The organism is Hymenobacter sp. BRD67 (assembly GCF_013256425.1).
Taxonomy (GTDB): domain Bacteria; phylum Bacteroidota; class Bacteroidia; order Cytophagales; family Hymenobacteraceae; genus Hymenobacter.
Window position 1 is genome coordinate 2849224 of record NZ_CP053904.1, and the last position, 16899, is coordinate 2866122.

15 protein-coding genes and 1 pseudogene are annotated in these 16899 nt (G+C 60.8%); 10 read left to right on the forward strand and 6 right to left on the reverse strand.

Translation table 11 applies throughout. The annotated features are described in order from the left end of the window. Positions 1–294 precede the first annotated feature (294 nt). The 7 genes from GKZ67_RS13240 (at position 295) to GKZ67_RS13270 (ending at position 8185) form a co-directional block, all read left to right on the forward strand. Complete coding sequence (locus tag GKZ67_RS13240) at positions 295–3699, forward strand: carboxypeptidase regulatory-like domain-containing protein (protein WP_173243028.1); 3405 nt, start codon at positions 295–297, stop codon at positions 3697–3699. 126 nt (positions 3700–3825) lie between these two features. Continuing rightward, on the forward strand, positions 3826–5022 hold the full coding sequence (locus GKZ67_RS13245) for a glycosyltransferase (protein ID WP_173243031.1): 1197 nt from the start codon (positions 3826–3828) through the stop codon (positions 5020–5022). Then, positions 5019–5372 (forward strand): hypothetical protein, encoded by a 354-nt coding sequence (locus tag GKZ67_RS13250; protein ID WP_173243034.1) that lies wholly within the window; start codon positions 5019–5021, stop codon positions 5370–5372. The genes GKZ67_RS13245 and GKZ67_RS13250 overlap by 4 nt, the downstream gene beginning before the upstream one ends. Next, entirely contained in the window at positions 5363–5614 is a 252-nt protein-coding gene (locus tag GKZ67_RS13255) for a hypothetical protein (RefSeq protein WP_173243037.1), read from the forward strand. Before GKZ67_RS13250 ends, GKZ67_RS13255 begins: the two co-directional genes overlap by 10 nt. A 70-nt stretch (positions 5615–5684) precedes the next feature. Further along, positions 5685–6503 (forward strand): alpha/beta fold hydrolase, encoded by an 819-nt coding sequence (locus GKZ67_RS13260; protein WP_173243040.1) that lies wholly within the window; start codon positions 5685–5687, stop codon positions 6501–6503. A 302-nt stretch (positions 6504–6805) separates the two neighbouring features. Beyond that, entirely contained in the window at positions 6806–7021 is a 216-nt protein-coding gene (locus tag GKZ67_RS13265) for a hypothetical protein (protein ID WP_173243044.1), read from the forward strand. Positions 7022–7480: 459 nt separating this feature from the next. Then, on the forward strand, positions 7481–8185 hold the full coding sequence (locus GKZ67_RS13270; RefSeq protein WP_317172144.1) for an SAM-dependent methyltransferase: 705 nt from the start codon (positions 7481–7483) through the stop codon (positions 8183–8185). A gap of 131 nt (positions 8186–8316) precedes the next feature. Here GKZ67_RS13270 and GKZ67_RS13275 read toward each other — a convergent pair whose 3' ends face one another. The 3 genes from GKZ67_RS13275 to GKZ67_RS13285 form a co-directional block, all read right to left on the reverse strand. Then, positions 8317–9030 (reverse strand): head GIN domain-containing protein, encoded by a 714-nt coding sequence (locus GKZ67_RS13275; protein WP_173243048.1) that lies wholly within the window; start codon positions 9028–9030, stop codon positions 8317–8319. Between the two features lie 132 nt (positions 9031–9162). Beyond that, positions 9163–9867, reverse strand: a complete 705-nt coding sequence (locus tag GKZ67_RS13280) for a head GIN domain-containing protein (RefSeq protein ID WP_173243049.1) — start codon at positions 9865–9867, stop codon at positions 9163–9165. 194 nt (positions 9868–10061) lie between these two features. After that, positions 10062–10736 (reverse strand): sugar transferase, encoded by a 675-nt coding sequence (locus GKZ67_RS13285; RefSeq protein ID WP_173243051.1) that lies wholly within the window; start codon positions 10734–10736, stop codon positions 10062–10064. Positions 10737–10834: 98 nt separating this feature from the next. Between GKZ67_RS13285 and ispE the strand changes: the two genes are divergently transcribed. Then, positions 10835–11662 (forward strand): 4-(cytidine 5'-diphospho)-2-C-methyl-D-erythritol kinase, encoded by an 828-nt coding sequence (gene ispE, locus GKZ67_RS13290; protein WP_173243053.1) that lies wholly within the window; start codon positions 10835–10837, stop codon positions 11660–11662. 48 nt (positions 11663–11710) lie between these two features. Here ispE and GKZ67_RS13295 read toward each other — a convergent pair whose 3' ends face one another. The 3 genes and pseudogenes from GKZ67_RS13295 to tgt form a co-directional block, all read right to left on the reverse strand. Further along, positions 11711–12643, reverse strand: a complete 933-nt coding sequence (locus GKZ67_RS13295) for a DMT family transporter (RefSeq protein ID WP_173243055.1) — start codon at positions 12641–12643, stop codon at positions 11711–11713. A 64-nt stretch (positions 12644–12707) separates the two neighbouring features. Then, entirely contained in the window at positions 12708–13787 is a 1080-nt protein-coding gene (locus GKZ67_RS13300) for an LptF/LptG family permease (protein ID WP_173243057.1), read from the reverse strand. A 60-nt stretch (positions 13788–13847) separates the two neighbouring features. Continuing rightward, a pseudogene (tgt, locus tag GKZ67_RS13305) lies at positions 13848–14977 on the reverse strand (tRNA guanosine(34) transglycosylase Tgt). Between the two features lie 66 nt (positions 14978–15043). Between tgt and GKZ67_RS13310 the strand changes: the two are divergent. Together GKZ67_RS13310 and GKZ67_RS13315 are read left to right on the forward strand one after the other, a co-directional pair. Further along, on the forward strand, positions 15044–16186 hold the full coding sequence (locus tag GKZ67_RS13310; protein WP_173243059.1) for a glycosyltransferase: 1143 nt from the start codon (positions 15044–15046) through the stop codon (positions 16184–16186). Beyond that, entirely contained in the window at positions 16167–16790 is a 624-nt protein-coding gene (locus tag GKZ67_RS13315) for an RNA polymerase sigma factor (protein WP_151089436.1), read from the forward strand. The genes GKZ67_RS13310 and GKZ67_RS13315 overlap by 20 nt, the downstream gene beginning before the upstream one ends. Positions 16791–16899 lie beyond the last annotated feature (109 nt).

The window sequence follows — 16899 nt, forward strand, 5'->3', positions numbered from 1 at the left end:
ATACAATATTACGGGGTAGGCCAGCCTTTAAGCTACCCCATACTACCCCTGCCGGCTTCTGGGGCGACTATCACCCTCAATTACTCGCTGACCGCCCGGTATTACTCGTTGAATAAGGCAGGGGTAGCTTTTGGGAATTGTGCGGAAACGGCCCGGCCAGCGCAGCACGGCCGGGCTGTGTTACGGCAGTATTACGGGTAGTGCTGATTGCCAATGATTTGATAACCGATTGACTCGCCTATCGCCGACAATGCCGGGGGACCTTTGCGTTCGCATTGGCCTAACCCCCTTTTTATGCGCACTCTTACCTTTGGTCGGACCGCCACGCGGCTGACAATTCTCCTTCTGCTACTGCTGCTGGCCAAGATGGCTTCGGCGCAGGTCACCACTTCGGCCATTAGCGGCAAGATTAGCTCCGACAAAAACGAGGACCTGATTGGCGTAACCGTAGTGGCTACCAACGTGCCTACCGGTACCAAGCGCGGCACGGCTACCGAAACCGACGGCCGCTTTACCATCCCCAACCTGTCTCCCGGCGGACCTTATACCATTACGGTAACGTACGTCGGCTACAAAGAGCAGACTATCAACAACGTATTTCTGACGCTGGGTAATACGACCCGCCTCAACTTCACGCTGGCGGCCGAGGCCCAGGCCCTGAATGAGGTAGTGGTAGTGGGCAACACTCAGGCTACCAAAACCGGGGCCGGCACCAACGTAGGCCGCGAGCAGTTGCAGCAGCTGCCGACCATCTCGCGCAGCATTCAGGACTTTACGCGCCTCGACCCGCGCAACTCGAACAACTCGTTTGCAGGTAGCTCGTTCCGCTACAACAACATTACCCTCGATGGTGCCATCAACAACGACGCGATTGGCTTTTCGCCCTCGCTGGGTGGCCAGGGCGGCACCAGCGGCCTGCCCGGAGGCTCGGCCCGCGCCAACCCGATTTCGCTCGACGCCATCCAGGAGATTCAGGCCCAGGTAGCTCCCTACGACGTAAAGCTGGGTAACTTCACCGGCGGCTCAATTAATGCCGTGACGCGCTCGGGCACCAATGACTTTCACGGCTCGGTGTATGGCTATGGCCGTAACCAGGACATCACCGGCAAGAGCGTCGACGGCACCAACTCGAAAATCGGACCGTCATACCACGACTACCAGACTGGCTTCCGCCTGGGTGGCCCGATTATTAAAAATAAGCTATTCTTCTTCACCAATGCCGAGCTGGCGCGCCGCACCGAGCCCCAGTTCTACGCCGCCGGCGCCCCCGGCTCGCCGGTGACGGTAGACCTGGCCCAGCAGATTGCGGCCAAGCTCAACAACTACACCACCCGCAACGCCGATGGGACGCTGGGCACGGCCAGCTACAACGTAGGTGACTACGGCGACTATAACATCTACTCGAACAGCAACAAGATTTTCGGCCGCCTGGACTTCAACGTGAACGACAAGACGAGCATCGCCTTGCGTCACAATTATATCAGCGCGGTAGCTACCAACCTGGAGCGCTCGGGCAGCCTGTTCAAGTTTGGCTCGCAGGACTTTACGCAGAATAACGTGCAGAACTCGACGGTACTGGAAGTAAAGTCGAACTTCTCGAACACCCTGGCTAACAACCTGATTCTGGGCTATACCAACATCCACGACTACCGCAACCTGATTGGCGGCCAGGCCAACGTGTTTCCGGCCGTTCAGATTAACAACGTAGGCACGACGGTAGGCACTCCCGGTACCAGCAGCTACTACAGCGGGTCGAACCAGATTCTGCTGGGCTCGGACCGCGAGGCCAGCATCTTCAACCAGCGCCAGAAGACGTTTGAGTTGACCGATAACGTGACGTTCTACACCGGCTCGCACGCCATCACGGTAGGCACGCACAACGAGTTCTACCACATCGACTACGGCTTTATCAACTCCTGGAACGGCCGTATCGAGTACAACAGCGTGAACGACTTCCTCAGCGATTTGCCGAGCCGCATCCGGGGCACCTACAACAACGGCATGGTGGGCGACAACTCGTACGACTACAACTATAATAACCCTTCGGCGGCATTCAACATCAACTTCTACAGCGGCTACGTGCAGGACGAATGGACGATAAACGACCGCCTGAAGATTACGCCCGGCATTCGCTTCGACATCGCCTCGCTGCCTACCAAGCCGGCTCTGAACTCGACCCTGGTAAATAACCCGGCCAACGACACGCGGACCCTGAACCAGACGTACACGCACACTCCCTGGCAGCAGCTCAGCAACGGCTATCTCGGCCAGGTACAGATTTCCCCTCGTCTGGGCTTCAACTACGATGTAAACGGCGACGGCTCGTTTATAGTGCGCGGTGGCTCGGGCGTCTTCACCGGCCGGGTACCGTTTGCCTGGTTTGGCTACGCCTACTACAACAACGGCGTGAATTTCAACTCGGTGGATTTGAACAATATTCAAACCACGCCCGCTACGGCTGGCAAGTACTACCTCAGCCAGAACCCGAACAACATCTACAAGCAGCTGCCCGCCTCGGCCCAGAGCACGACGGAGGTGAACCTGATTGACAACAACTTCAAGATGCCGCAGGTGTGGCGCTCGAACCTGGCCTTCGACTTCAAGATGGCTTCGGGCACCCGCTTCTCGGTGGAGGGCCTGTACACCAAGACCCTCCAGGACGTGCAGTTTGAGAATATCAACCTGGCCGACAACGTAACCTACCTGGCCCAGGGCCCGACTCAGAGCCCGAAGTATATCGCGGCCCCCTACGGCGGCACCAAGGTGAACAGTGGCTTCTCGAACGCCTTCTTCCTAACCAATACCCAGCAGGGCTACCGCTACCAGCTGACTGGCTCTGTAGGCCAGACGCTCAACACGCTGCTTGACGTTAATGCTGCTTACACCTACGGCGTGAGCAAGGATATCAGCAACGGTATCCGTAACTCGCCGCAGTCGAACTGGGAGTTGAACCCGGCTTTGAACGTTAACAACCCCGGCCTGGCCTATTCCAACTTCGACCTGCGCCACCGCGTAGTTGCCAGCATCAACATGCACAAGTCTACCAATGATGGCCGCTTCACCGGCTACCTCACTTCGGTACTGACTTACCAGAGCGGTGCGCCCTACACCTGGGTGTATAACAACAACTTCCTGGGCAATGGTCAGCAGAACGTTGAGCTGGCTTATATCCCTGGCTCGGCCTCAGACATCGTACTGGTTAACAAAGTGGGAACGGCCTATGTGCAGGACGGCAGCGGTGCCCAGTACACTGCCCTCAACAGCTTCATCAGCAACGACCCCTACCTGAGCACCCGCCGCGGCCAGTATGCCGAGCGCAACGCGGCCCGTACGCCCTGGAACAACCAGGCCGACGTTCGCCTGATGGTGGAAGCCAAGCTCGGCAAGCTCACGCCCAACGAAGCCGGGGTGGTATCGCAGGGCCATTCCATCCAGATTTCGTTCGACATCATCAACTTTGGCAACTTCCTGAACAACAGCTGGGGCCGCCAGTATTTCGTGCCAAACACGTTTAACTCGACGCTCAGCACCGGCCTCAACCAGGTGGCTTACGCCGATGCCAGCGGCAACATCTCGACTACTTACAACGCCACGACGTTTAACCGCCCGGCCTTCACTTTTAGCAACCCCGCTACTTACTCTATCGACCAGCTGGCCTCGCGCTGGCAGGGACAGCTGGGCGTGCGCTACCTGTTTTAGTATACTGCGCGCAAACATCCGGCTACGTAAAGCCCGCCCTCACCAAGGGCGGGCTTTACTTTTGAATAGTACTCCCGGCATCAGCTCAGCTGGCCGTTATCGCTTCTGCTTAGTCTACATTCACCCTTGAGAATCCTGCACCTGCCCAAATGGTACCCGCACCGCTACGACGACCAGGATGGCGACTTCGTGGCCCGGCACGTGGCGGCCATCGCGGCCCAACCGGGCATCGAGTCGGCGGTGGTGTTTGCGGCCGTGGCGCGCGGGCCACTGCCCCGGCTCATCGACGCGGATATTGACCTGGCCGGCCCGGTGCCCACCTGGAGCTACTACTACCGCGCCCGGCCCACTGGCCTGGCCCCGCTCGACAAGCTGCTGAAGCTGCTGCTGTGGCTGCTATGCCAGCGGCGCGGGCTGCGGGCCGTGCGCCGCCACTGGGCCGGCCGGCGGCCCGATGTGGTGCACGCCCACGTACTGCTGCGGCCGGCCGCGCTGGCATGGTGGCTGCGCGCCCGGCACGGCATTCCCTACGTGCTCACTGAGCACCAAACGGCGCTGCTGCCCGCCAACGCCGGCCGCCTGGGCCAGGCGCGGCGCTGGATGGTGGGCCACCTGGTGCGGCGGGCAGCAGCCAGCCTGCCCGTGTCGCACGACCTGGCGCGGGCGCTGGCGGCGCTGGGCGGGGCCAATCCGCGCACGGTCGTGATTCCCAACGTGGTCGACACCGAGCTTTTTTACCCGCCTGCCGATGACCAGGCGCGGCGGCAGGGCCTGCTGCACGTAGCGGCTTTCAATGAAAAAGCCAAAAACCTGAGCGGCTTGCTGCGCACCGTGGCCCGGCTGCGCGCCACGGCCCCGCCCCTGCCGGGCCTGCACCTGCGCATTGCGGGCTATGGCCCCGATGAGGTGCAGGTGCACCAGCTGGCCGCCACGCTCGGCCTGCTGGCTACCGGCACCGTTGAGTTTCTGGGCAAGCTCACCCCGGCCCAGGTAGCCACCGAAATGCGCCGGGCGGCGGCCCTGGTCCTTTTTTCCAATTACGAGAACCTGCCCTGCGTGCTCATCGAGGCGCAGGCCAGCGGGTTGCCCGCCGTGGCTACCCGCGTGGGCGGTGTGCCCGAGCTATTATCCTCCGACCGCCTGGGCCTGCTGGTGCCGCCCACCGACGAGGCGGCCCTGGCCGAGGCCCTGCGCACGGTACTTACAGCCCCGGCCGGGCGCTTCGATGCGGCCGCGCTACGGGCGCGGGCGGTGGCCGAGTTCAGCTACCCGGCGGTGGGCCGGGCCTTTGCGGCGGTGTATGCCCGTATTTTGGGGCTATGAACCTTACCCGCTCGCTGCTCGAAGCCACCGTAAGCCTGGTTGTGCTGATGGGCCTGTCCCGTTGGGTATTAGGGATTTTTGGCAAAAAAGCGACTGTCTTTCATGCCACCGCGACCCGGCAGCTGGTGCTGCTTACCTGGCCGCTGCTGGCCGTGGGCACAGGCTTTGCCGCCGCCGGGCCGGGCCTGCTGGCTCCCACCGCCGCCGAGCGCGGGCTGGCCTGGGCACTGCTGGCGGCTATTCTGGCGCTGGCCGTGCCGGCGCTGGTGCTGCACCTGCGCTACTATACGCTCAATGCCGCTACTACGCTGGTATTTGACCCGCTCGGGGGCGGCTACAGGTGGCTTTAGACGACGTATTAGCCTACGACCCGGCCCGCCAGGGCTGGCCAGGGCCCGGCCCCGTAGAGTGGAGCCGCTGCCGCTGGTCGGGCGTTTTCTGGCGGCGCTACGAGTACCTGCGGCTGCCACTGCCTCAGGGTGACATTATTCTGACTACCTTGATGCTATCAGACATTCAGCCCCTGGTGCGCTACCTGCGTCATTTCGGCATAGAGGTGCAGGAGCGTCGCCGCGCCTGGGCGTGGGTGTAAAGAGAGCCGGGAAAATAAACCTGCTTGCTTCGGCCTCGCCCATCTCCCAGCTGGCCCCGACCTTTGTGGTATGGCTGATTTTTCTGCTTCAACCCCTCCGCTGCTGCATTATCTTGACCAGGGCAACCCGGCAGCTACCCCGCTGGTGATTCTCCACGGCTTGTTTGGCACCCTCGACAACTGGCATACGCTGGCCCGGCGCTGGGCCGATGAGGCCGGCCTGCGAGTGGTGTCGGTTGATTTACGCAACCACGGGCGCTCGTTTCACTCGCCCGAGCACAGCTACGCCCTCATGGCGCAGGATGTGCTCGCCCTGCTCGACCACCTCCACCTTGACCCGGCCCGCCTTACCGTATTGGGCCACAGCATGGGCGGCAAGGTGGCCATGTGCCTGGCGCTGGGCTACCCCGCCCGGCTGGCCCAGCTGCTGGTGCTCGACATTGCGCCGCGCTTTTCCAACATGGAGCATCAGGATGCCATTATTGCCGGCTTGCAGGCAGTGGACCTAGCCGCCCTTCAAACCCGGCAGCAGGCCGAGGCTGCGCTGGCCGCACGCATTCCGCAGGTAGGCGTGCGGCAGTTCCTGCTCAAGAACCTGTATCGTCGTGAAGACAATTCGTTTGCCTGGCGCATCAACTTACCAGTGCTGGTAAGCCAGCTGGCCGCTATCGGTGAAGAAATCGGGGCCGCGCAGCCGTTCCTGAAGCCCACGCTGTTTGTGCGCGGTGGCAAGTCCGACTACATCACGCCCGACGATAAGCTGCACGGCATCCCGGCCCTGTTCCCCAACTCGCAGGTGGTGACCGTACCCGACGCCGGCCACTGGCTGCACGCCGAAAAGCCGGAGGAGGTGTTTGCGCTGGTGAAAAATTTCGTAGGGCACCTATAGCTGTCATGCCAAACTCTCACCCATCCTGGTATGACACTCTGCCTCGACGGGGGCGTACCCTTCTGTTGCCTTATCTGCAAGCTTTAGCCATTTTCTTACTGGTTTTCGGAGGGGCTACTGCTCTACTCCGACCATGGTCATGGGGATACAGGTGGTCATTGTGGGGGCCGCTAGGAATAGGTTTTGCTATGTGCTGGTGGCTGTGGCGCCCTTGGGCGCTGTTAGCTTCAAATACAAAGGGCGAAAGCAGGGAAGTACCTCTGCTATTTGTATGGGCGCTTTTCGTAGCTCTGGGATGGAACTTGCGCAACTACCTACGCTACCGTGTGGGCGAAGTGCGCGACCTGCGTAGCGTGCGCGAACTAGCACAGCCGGGCGAAGCAGTATTTTTCAGGTTGCATAGCTCCTATTATGCCGATAGACCTCACCTGGGGCGCTACGCAGCTCCGCACATCTACATATTGAAAGGCGGCAGCAAGCGCTTCGAAGCTTCCGTAGCCTACGCCTGCCCTTGCTAGCCGCCGAAGCCGATACTGCCACAGCCCGGTTAGTCCCGCAAGCCCGGCTGCTACCGCCCGCTTGGCTAGTTTATTCGTACCAAAAGACGCTGGGCGACAACCTCTCGCCCGGTGAAGCTAATTGGCACTTCGTCAACTTCGCTGCTCGCACCGATGCTCATTTCGATTCGCTGAATTTAGCCGATTTCACTTACCTAATGCGGCTTGAGGGTCCTGCATACGACCAATACCGGGCTGTGCGCGCCAGCGCACTAGCCCCTTACTGGGGCTCACCGCTGCTTCTACAGCCTATTCGGAGGCCATTCGCCGAACGCGGCACCAGTACGGGGCGTTTGCTGCTTTGGCTTATGCTGGCAGGTAGCTCTTTTATTTGTTTTCTGCTTCTGGTTATGCCGCTTCGCCCCGATGAGCTGGCCGCTGACCAACCCTAGCTGCTACCTCGCTATTCTTCCTTCTCCTTTGCTTTATCTCCTTCCTACTCCGCTGGCCGAGGGCACGGCCCCGCAGGTACTGCCGCCGCAGGTGGTGGCCGCCGTGACCCGGCTGCCCTACTTCCTGGTCGAAAACCTGCGCACCGCCCGCCGCTTCGTGAAGGAGGTAGCCCCGCACCGCATAATCGAGGATATTCGGTTTGTGCTTATCGATAAGGATAGCACAGCCGCTCAGGTAAAGGCGGCCCTCGAACCATTGCTAAAAGAGGATATAGCGGGTGGGGTATTATCAGAAGCGGGCTGCCCTGGCATTGCCGACCCCGGCGCGGCGCTGGCCCAGGAGGCGCACCGGCTGGGGCTGGCCGTGCGCCCGCTGGTAGGGCCGTCGTCGATTTTATTAACCCTCATGGGCTCGGGGCTCAATGGGCAGCGGTTTGCCTTTCATGGCTACTTGCCCATCGAGAAGGCCGCTCGCATCACGGCTATCAAAGCCCTCGACAAAGAGGCGGCCCAGCGCGACCAAAGCCAGCTGTGCATCGAAACGCCCTACCGCAACGACCAGCTCCTCAGCGACTTGCTGGCTCACCTTTCGCCCGGCACCCGCCTCTGCGTGGCCGCCGACCTCACCGCTCCTACCGAGTACCTGCGCACGCTGCCCGTAGCCGAGTGGCGCCGCCTGCCTGTGCTGCCGCCGCTGCACAAGCGCCCGGCAGTATTTGCCTGGGGCAAATAGCAGGCGGGTGCTCCGCAACGCCGGCGCTGACGCTTGCTTACAGCAGAAAGCCGCGGCCCGTAGGGGCAGCGGCTTCCAGACTAGCTGCGGCCTGACACTGGCGCAGGCGACGCAGCTTACAGCAAGCTGTTTTATTTACCGCTGACGCTGCCGCCACCACTCACGTTTTTGGTGAGCTTGGGCGAGCCCAGGTAACGGATGCTGGCCCCGCCGCTGGCCTCGGCCAGCAGCACTTCGCGCACGGCCAGCGTGGCGCTGCTGCCGCTGCCGGCCTCTATCTGGCTGCGGTTGGTTTGCAGCTCTTTGCCATCAAACGTAGCCCCGCTGTTGATATTGAGGTCGAAGCGCGGCGCCTGTCCGCTGACGGACACAACACTACCGCTATTTTGGCGCACAATGAGCACCGCCACGTTGAGCGCGGCCTTGAAGCTGGCTCCCGACGAGATATCGAGCTGAAAATCGGGCGTGGCGAAGCTGCCGGTGCCCGTTACCTTGGCCCCGCTGCCGGCCGTGATGGCCGTGAGCTGGTCGGCCGTAACGGCCACGTGCAGCTTTTTATTGATGCGCGAGAGCTTACGGTTGTCGCGCTCATCGGGGTTGTCGTAATGAATATTGAGCACACCGCTGGTAACGGTGGTCAGAATATGCTCGCGAAACTCGGCCGAGATGGCGCTCACTTCCACCCGTTGCGGGTGTCCGGCCGTCAGTTCCAGCTCGATACCCGTGCCAATATTGATGGCATGAAAGGCTTCCAAGGGTCGCACCTGGGTCGATAGCTCAGTTTGGGCCAGGGCCGGTACCAGGGCCAGCACCCACAGCAGGGCAGGCAGAAAATATTTTTTCATATATACTATTAGTCAACTACTTTTACCGGGCAGGCCACGCTTGGCAATGCGCAGCAAGCGACTGCAACTTAAAGAAAGGACAAAGAAAGGCAGTTTGAGCTTGCTACTAGCGCTTACTCACGCCTGAGTATGCTACCGGCCACTCACGCTGCCGCCGCTGCTGGTGTGCTTCGATACCTGAGGCGCCCCGCCGTAGGTGACGCTGCCGCCGCTGCTGGCCCGCGCCGAGAGGGTTTTCTGCACCTCCACGGCCACGCTGCCGCCGCTGCTGGCTTCGGCCTCACAATCGCTGGTACGCAGGTTTTTGCCGCTAAAGCTACCGCCGCTGCTGGTGCGCACGCCCAGGCGCTGGGTGGTGCCGCTCACCACGGCCTCGGCGCCGCTGCTAAGCTCGGCCTGAATGGAAGCTGCCGCAAAGTCGCCTTTGAGCGAAGCCCCCGACGACACGGACAGCCGCAGGTCGGCGGTGGCGTAGGCAGTGCTTTTCACATGTAGCTCGGAGCCGCTGCTGGCCGACAGCCCGGTAAGCTGGGCAGCGGTAACGTTCACGCGCAGCTTGTTGTGGTGGTTGTTGCGCCACAGGTCCGACGCCTGCATATCGAATTTTACCCGCAACACCCCATCCTCCACGGTGGTTTTGATGCGGGCGCGGTTTTCGGGCGTGTCGGCCGTCACCTCCACGCGCTGGGGCGTGCCCGCCGTTACGAACAGCTCGATGCCGCTACTTACCTCCACCGCGTGGAAGGTAGACACGGCCCGAACTTCGGAAGAGGTCTGAGCCAGGGCGGGCACCAGGGCCAGCAACCAGAGTAAAACCGGGAAGAACAGATTTTTCATGAGTGAAAGGGAAAAAGGAGGGAAAATTGGGATGCTGGCCTGGTTACCAGGCCAGCTGGTAGTTCGTTACATGCCTTGGGCTAAAAAAGCTGGGCTGCTGGTTGCCTGGCTGGCGAGATGCGGCAAAGATGACGGCCGTTGCCCGGCTCTTCAAGATTATTATCCCAATTACCCTAAACCCTACCCCAACTACCCTATTCTTCGCGCCGGGTGCTAGCAAGCTCATTAGCAGCCGCTCCTGCATCAGGCAGCGGCCTGTCGGCTACTCGGGCATTGCCTTTAAAGGCCGACATAGTGGCTTCGCCCTGGGCCGCGATGCCGCGCCGGCCCAGCACCCGCCCTACTGTGCGCCACAAAATGCTTACATCGAGCCAAAAGCTTTGATGCTCCACGTACCACACATCAAAATCAAATTTTTCTTCCCACGAGATAGCGTTTCGCCCGTTTACCTGCGCCCAGCCCGTGAGGCCGGGGCGCACGAGGTGGCGCCGTGCCTGCCTGGGCGAGTATAGCGGCAAATACGCGGGCAGCAGCGGTCGCGGGCCTACCAGGCTCATATCACCGCGCACAATATTCCAAAGCTGCGGCAGCTCATCGAGCGAAGTAGCTCGCAGCCAGCGCCCGATGGCCGGCAGGCGCTGGGCATCGGGCAGCAGCTGGCCAGTGCCGGGGTCGCGGGCGCTGGTCATGGTTTGCAGCTTATACAAGGTAAAAAGCTGCCCGCCCAGCCCCGGCCGCCGCTGCCGAAACAGCCAGGCACCGCCGTTCTGGCCGGCCGCCAGCGCGGCTCCTAGGGCCAGCAGCGGCAGCGTGAGCACCACCAGCGGCAGGGCCACGGCCAGGTCGAGCAGGCGCTTACCAGGGTACATGGGTAATGGGTAACGAGTAACGGGTAGTAAAGAACGTCATACTTCATTGCGTTTAGTATGACGTTCTTTACTACCCGTTACCCACTATCCCGTTCCCTTTGCTTTCCTTTCCCAACGCCAAGCTCAATCTGGGCCTTTACGTAACGGCCAGGCGGCCCGATGGCTACCACGAGCTGGAAACTGTATTCTTGCCCCTTCCCTGGAACGACGCGCTCGAAGTACTGCCCGCGCCCAAAGGCCAGGTCGCCGCCAACCTTACCCTCACGGGCCGGCCCATTCCGGGCGAGGCCGCTACCAACCTGTGCCTGAGGGCTTACGAGCTACTAAAGGCCGATTTCGCGGCGCTGCCGGCCATGCAGCTGCATCTGCACAAAATCGTGCCCATCGGCGCGGGGCTGGGGGGCGGCTCGGCCGATGCCGCATTTGCCTTACGAGCCATAGCCGAAGTAGGTGGGCTGCCGCTGACGACGGCGCAGCTCGAAAGCTACGCGCGCAGGCTCGGCGCCGATTGTGCGTTTTTTATGGAGAATACGCCTCGGCTGGCGCGCGGCAAAGGCGATATTTTCGAGCCCATCGACCTGAATATGCGCGGCACCGCCTGCGTAGTGGTGTACCCCAACCTGCACATCAGCACGGCGCAGGCCTTTGCGGGCATTGTGCCGCAAGCACCGGCATACCCGCTGCGCGAGGCCCTGGCCCAACCCATGAGCAGCTGGCGCACCACGGTCAGCAACGATTTTGAAGCCGCGCTGGCCCCGACATTTCCGGTACTGAATAATATTAAGAATTTACTATATAATGCCGGCGCGGGCTACGCCAGTCTCTCCGGCTCGGGCTCCGCGGTATACGCCTTATTTCCCGACAGGCCGGAGGCCCCCGCCTTGCCCTGGCCCGCTGAGTACCTGGTGTGGCGGGGCCTCTTATAAACGGTTTTAACCAGCGGTTAAGCCACCACTGCGCGCAGGTGCTGGTGGCTAAAGTATTGCTTCGATGGGCTCCTGCTTTTGTAAGCGGCGCTGGTTCCACTGGTCGAGTACCGGATGCACCAGCACGCTGGCCAGAATAAGGAGAGTACCGATATAAAAGCCGCCCGACATTTTTTCCTGCCCGAAGCCCGGTACACGCAGCACAAAAAGTGCCTGCGCCAGCACGATGCCATACACCGGCTCCAGGTTGATGGTCAGGTTCACCACGAAGGCCGAAATCCGCTTCATCAGCTCGACCGAGGACGAGAAGGCGTACACGGTGCACACGCCGGCCAGCAGCAGCAGCCACAGCCAGTCGTAGCCGTGCCAGGCTAGCTGCAGCCCCGCTCCCTGCGTGAAATAGCGGCTATAGACTGGAAAAAACAGCACGATGCTCAGGCAAGCGCCCAGCATCTCGTAAAAAGTAAGTCGCACTGGCGCGTGGCGCTTCACCAACTGCGAGTTGAGCACACTGAACAGCGCCGAGAGCCCCGCCGAGGCCACTGCCACCAGCAGGCCGGTAAGCTGCGTAAACTCGGCCTGCGAAATCAGGTAGAGGCCCACCATTGCCAGCAACCCCAGGCCCACTTCGTAGGGCCGCACCCGCCGCCACAGCAGCAGCGGCTCCAGCAGGGAAGTCCACAACGCCAGCGTGGCCATGCCCGCCAGGCACACACTTACCGAGGAAAGGCGGGCCGCCAGAAAAAACGTTATCCAGTGCGCCGCCACCAGCGCGCCCACGCCCAGCAGCCGCAGTGCTTCGGCCGGGGCCAGGCGCCAGCCCGTGCGCCGTGCCACCAGCAGGCCCACTAGCCCGGTGCTGGCCAGCAGCGTGCGCCAGAACACCAGCTCGACCGGCGGCACGGTAATCAGCTTGCCCAAAATGGCCGTGAAGCCCCACAGCAGGACGATAAAATGTAGCTTGAGGTAATCTTTTAGCATAGTGGGTGCCTCGTGCCTCGTGCCTGAGGGAGTTCGTTAAACAACTCAGGCACCAGGCCCCGAATTATTTGGGTACTACCCGGTAGAGAAAAAAGCCGATAACTGAGAATACCATCCCCGGCACCCAGGCCGCCAGCATGGGCGGCAGGCTGCCCACCGAGGCCAGGTTGCGCGAGAGCATCACGAAGATGATAAAGACAAACGCCAGCACGAAGCCCAGCGCAATTTGCCCGCCCACGCCGGCGCGGCTCTTGCGGGCACTCAGCACCACGCCAATCATGGTGAGGATAATCGTATCGAAGGGGTAGGCATAGCGCTCGTACTTCACGCTCAGGTACTGGGCCGTGTCGTTGGCGCCCCGCATGATTTTAGTGGCAATCAGGTCGTTGAGCTCGGGCGAAGTCAGCGTTTCGGCCAGGCGATAGGTGCTGGCAAAGTCCTTGGGGTACAGGTTGAGCGTGGTATCGCGGGCCGGAATAGTTTGCAGGGTTTCCCCGGTTTGGCCGTGAAAGGTTCGCACCGTCTGGGGCGTCATTTTCCAGGCCTGCTTGGTCGAGTCCCACGTCAGGGCATCGGCCGTAAGGCGGCGGCGCAGAATGGTGCTGTCGATGGTTTCGAGCGCAAAGCGGTAGCCGATGTTGTGCTCAGCGTCGTAGCTCTCGAGGTAGGCGTAGCTGCGCGGCCCGATTTTGACGTGAATATTACGCCCCTCAAATTTCCAGGGCTCCTGCACGTGCAGGTTTTCAAACTTCACTATCTCCTTGGTACCCTTCGGGATAACCCAGCTGATGAGTCCAAACGTGAGTACCGCAATCACACCCGCCCCCAGGGCATAGGGCACCAGCAGTCGCTCAAAGCTCATGCCGCTGGCCAGCATGGCCACCAGTTCGGTGCGCGCGGCCAGCCGCGACGTCACAAACACCACCGCGATGAAGATGGTGATGGGCGCCAGCAGATTGGCAAAATACGGAAAAAGGTAGATATAATAATGCGTAAAAACGTGCCAGAACGTGAGGCTGTGGTGCAGAAAGTCGTCGTTCTTCTCCGTGTAGTCAATCACGCAAATCACCGACACGAGCATCAGCACCGTGAAAAAAAACGCGGTGAGAAACTTGCCGATGATGTATTTGTCGAGGATTTTCATGTGGTTGATTTCTACCAAAGTCGCCTGTCTCGCAATGACAGCCGATTATATAGCTTGTAGCTACAACCTACGCATTAGCTTCTCCACCATACCCTTTTTCCACTCGCCAAACGTGCCGGCCACGATTTGCTTGCGTGCTTCCTTCACCAGCCACAGATAAAAGGTGAGGTTGTGCTGCGAGGCAATCTGCGCACCCAGCATTTCTTTGGCCTGAAAGAGGTGGCGCAGGTACGCTTTAGTGTAAAACGTGCTGGCGTGGCCGCCAAGCTCCTCGTCGATGGGCGAAAAATCCAGCTCCCACTTCTTATTGGTGACGTTGATAATGCCCTGGGTGGTAAAGAGCATGCCGTTGCGGGCATTGCGGGTGGGCATTACACAGTCGAACATATCTATCCCTAACGCTATGTTCTCCAGAATATTGGCCGGGGTGCCCACGCCCATGAGGTAGCGCGGCTTGTCGGGGGCAGTATATCGCAGACCAGCTCGGTCATCTCGTACATCAGCTCGGCGGGCTCGCCCACGCTGAGGCCGCCGATGGCGTTGCCAGCGCGGCCCTGCTCGGCCACAAACTCGGCTGACTGCCGGCGCAAATCCTTGAAGGTGCTGCCCTGCACGATGGGAAAGAGCGTCTGCTCGTAGCCGTATAGCGGCTCGGTGGTGTCGAGGCGCTGGATGCAGCGGGTAAGCCAACGGTGCGTCATATCAAGCGAGCGGCGGGCGTAGTCGTACTCGCAGGGCCAGGGCGTGCACTCATCGAAGGCCATGATGATGTCGGCCCCGATGCGGCGCTGAATATCCATCACGCCTTCGGGCGAAAACAAGTGCTTCGAGCCGTCGATGTGCGAGCGAAACGTGACGCCCTCCTCCTTAATCTTGCGGGTGCCGCTGAGCGAAAACACCTGGTAGCCGCCGCTGTCGGTGAGAATGGGCCGGTCCCAGCCGTTGAATTTATGCAAGCCGCCGGCGGCTTGCAGCACGTCGAGGCCGGGGCGCAGGTACAAATGATAGGTATTGCCCAGAATAATCTGCGCCTGCACATCCTGCTTCAGCTCGCGCTGGCCCACGGCCTTTACGGTGCCGGCCGTGCCGACGGGCATAAAAATGGGCGTCTCGATGGGGCCGTGCGCAGTGGTAAGGCGGCCGGCGCGGGCCTTGGTGCCCGGGTCGTGGGCTTGTAAGTCAAACGTCATTCTGACAAAATTACCGCCGACTTACCTTTGCCGGCTAGTCCTGTGTTGTTACCCTCGCTCCCCCACTTGCCTCCCGCCTTGCTGCTGCTGCCCTTGCTACTGGTGCAGGGGTGGTTTTGGGGCCGCTATTTCCGGCCGTTTACGCGCCGGCCGGCCGAGGCGGCAGCCACCGAGCCGGGCCCCGATACCCGGCCGGTATCTATTATTCTCTGCGCACACAACGAGCTGGAAAACCTGCGCGAGCTGGTGCCGCTGCTGCTGCGCCAGGACTATGCGGCCGGCTTCGAGCTGGTGCTCATCGACGACCGCAGCCAGGACGATACGTACCTGTATGCCCAGCAGCTGAGTCAGTATTACCCGGGCCGCTTCCGGCTTGTGACGGTGACGCACACGCCAGCCGGCTTTTCGCCCAAAAAATATGCGCTTACCCTGGGCATAAAAGCGGCCCGCTACGAGCACCTGCTGTTTACCGACGCCGACTGCCGGCCTGTCAGCCCCGACTGGCTGCGATTGATGCAGCGCGGCTTTAGCCAAAAAAGCGGGGCCGATATTGTGCTGGGCTTTTCGGCCTATGCCGAAGCACCGGGCTTGCTCAATCAGCTCATCCGCTACGAAACCCTCCTTACCGGCGCCCAATACCTGAGCCTGGCCTGGGCCGGCAAGCCTTACATGGGCGTGGGCCGCAACCTGGCGTACACCAAAGCTACCTTCAACAGCACCAAGGGCTTTGCCAGTCATATCCGCCGCCTCAGCGGCGACGACGACCTGCTGGTGCAGGATGCAGTAGCGGCCGGGGCCCGCGTGGCCGTGGTGGCCGACCCTGCGGCCCAAACCCTGAGCCAACCCGCCACAACCTGGCGTGCGTGGTGGCGCCAGAAGCGGCGGCACCTCTCGGCCGGCAGCCGCTACCGGGCTGCCGACCGCCGCCGCCTGGCCTTTTTTATGGGTAGCAACGCCCTTTTTTACCTGCTGACACCCGCCATTCTGGCATTTGGACTGTCCCGAGAAAACTTGGTATCTTTGGGAATAATCTGGTTGGCCCGAACATTGTTGCTCGGCTTTACTTATACTGCACTGGCTCGCCGCCAGCGCACCGTACTACCCGCGCTGGCTTTGCCCGTGCTCGATTTTCTTTACTTTGTTCTTTACTGCGCCTGGGCCTTTCCCTGCTTAAGCGCCGCCCGCTCCAATGGAAGTAAACTCCGCTGACATTCAGAAACAGTTCTCGTCCAAGGCTAAGCATGACTTCAAGCTTATCCGGGCCGCCGTAGACCACGGCGATGAGAAGGCCTATGCTGAGCTGATGCACATCTATAAAAAGCCGGTGTTTCACGTCGTGCTCAAGATGGTGCGCAACCCCGACGATGCCGAGGACCTCACCATTGAGGCCTTCGCCAAGGCTTTTAAGAACCTGCACAAGTTCAACCCCGAGTTTGCGTTCAGCACCTGGCTGTTTCGCATCGCCACCAATAATTGCATCGATTTTATTCGCAAGAATAAAATCAAGACCATGAGTATCGACTCGGCCGTGAAAATGGGCGATGGCGACGAGATTCAGCTTGAGTTTCGCGACAACGACCTCAACCCGGCCGACACGACGATTAAAAATCAGAAAATTGAAATCATGCGCCACGTGGTGTCGCGCCTGCCGGATAAATATCAGCGCCTGGTGAGCCTGCGCTACTTCGACGAGCTGAGCTACGAAGAAATCGCCACTGAGCTGAAAGCCCCGCTCGGCACCGTGAAAGCCCAGCTGCACCGCGCCCGCGAGTTGCTCTTTGACATGGTGAAGGACAAGAAAGAGTTTATTTAATTTTGCCGTCGGCATGACCAACAGAACGTCATGCTGAGCTTGCCAAAACAGCTCTACCGATTCATCCAACGATGCGGTAGAGCTGTTTCGACAAGCTCAGCATGACGTT

Coding starts and splice junctions, on each gene's coding strand:
- GKZ67_RS13285 (WP_173243051.1), bottom strand. CDS start 10,736: ATGTACCCTGGTAAGCGCCTGCTCGACCTGGCCGTGGCCCTGCCGCTG.
- GKZ67_RS13300 (WP_173243057.1), bottom strand. CDS start 13,787: ATGAAAATCCTCGACAAATACATCATCGGCAAGTTTCTCACCGCGTTT.
- GKZ67_RS13280 (WP_173243049.1), bottom strand. CDS start 9,867: ATGAAAAATCTGTTCTTCCCGGTTTTACTCTGGTTGCTGGCCCTGGTG.
- GKZ67_RS13275 (WP_173243048.1), bottom strand. CDS start 9,030: ATGAAAAAATATTTTCTGCCTGCCCTGCTGTGGGTGCTGGCCCTGGTA.
- GKZ67_RS13260 (WP_173243040.1), top strand. CDS start 5,685: ATGGCTGATTTTTCTGCTTCAACCCCTCCGCTGCTGCATTATCTTGAC.
- GKZ67_RS13240 (WP_173243028.1), top strand. CDS start 295: ATGCGCACTCTTACCTTTGGTCGGACCGCCACGCGGCTGACAATTCTC.
- GKZ67_RS13315 (WP_151089436.1), top strand. CDS start 16,167: ATGGAAGTAAACTCCGCTGACATTCAGAAACAGTTCTCGTCCAAGGCT.
- GKZ67_RS13295 (WP_173243055.1), bottom strand. CDS start 12,643: ATGCTAAAAGATTACCTCAAGCTACATTTTATCGTCCTGCTGTGGGGC.
- GKZ67_RS13250 (WP_173243034.1), top strand. CDS start 5,019: ATGAACCTTACCCGCTCGCTGCTCGAAGCCACCGTAAGCCTGGTTGTG.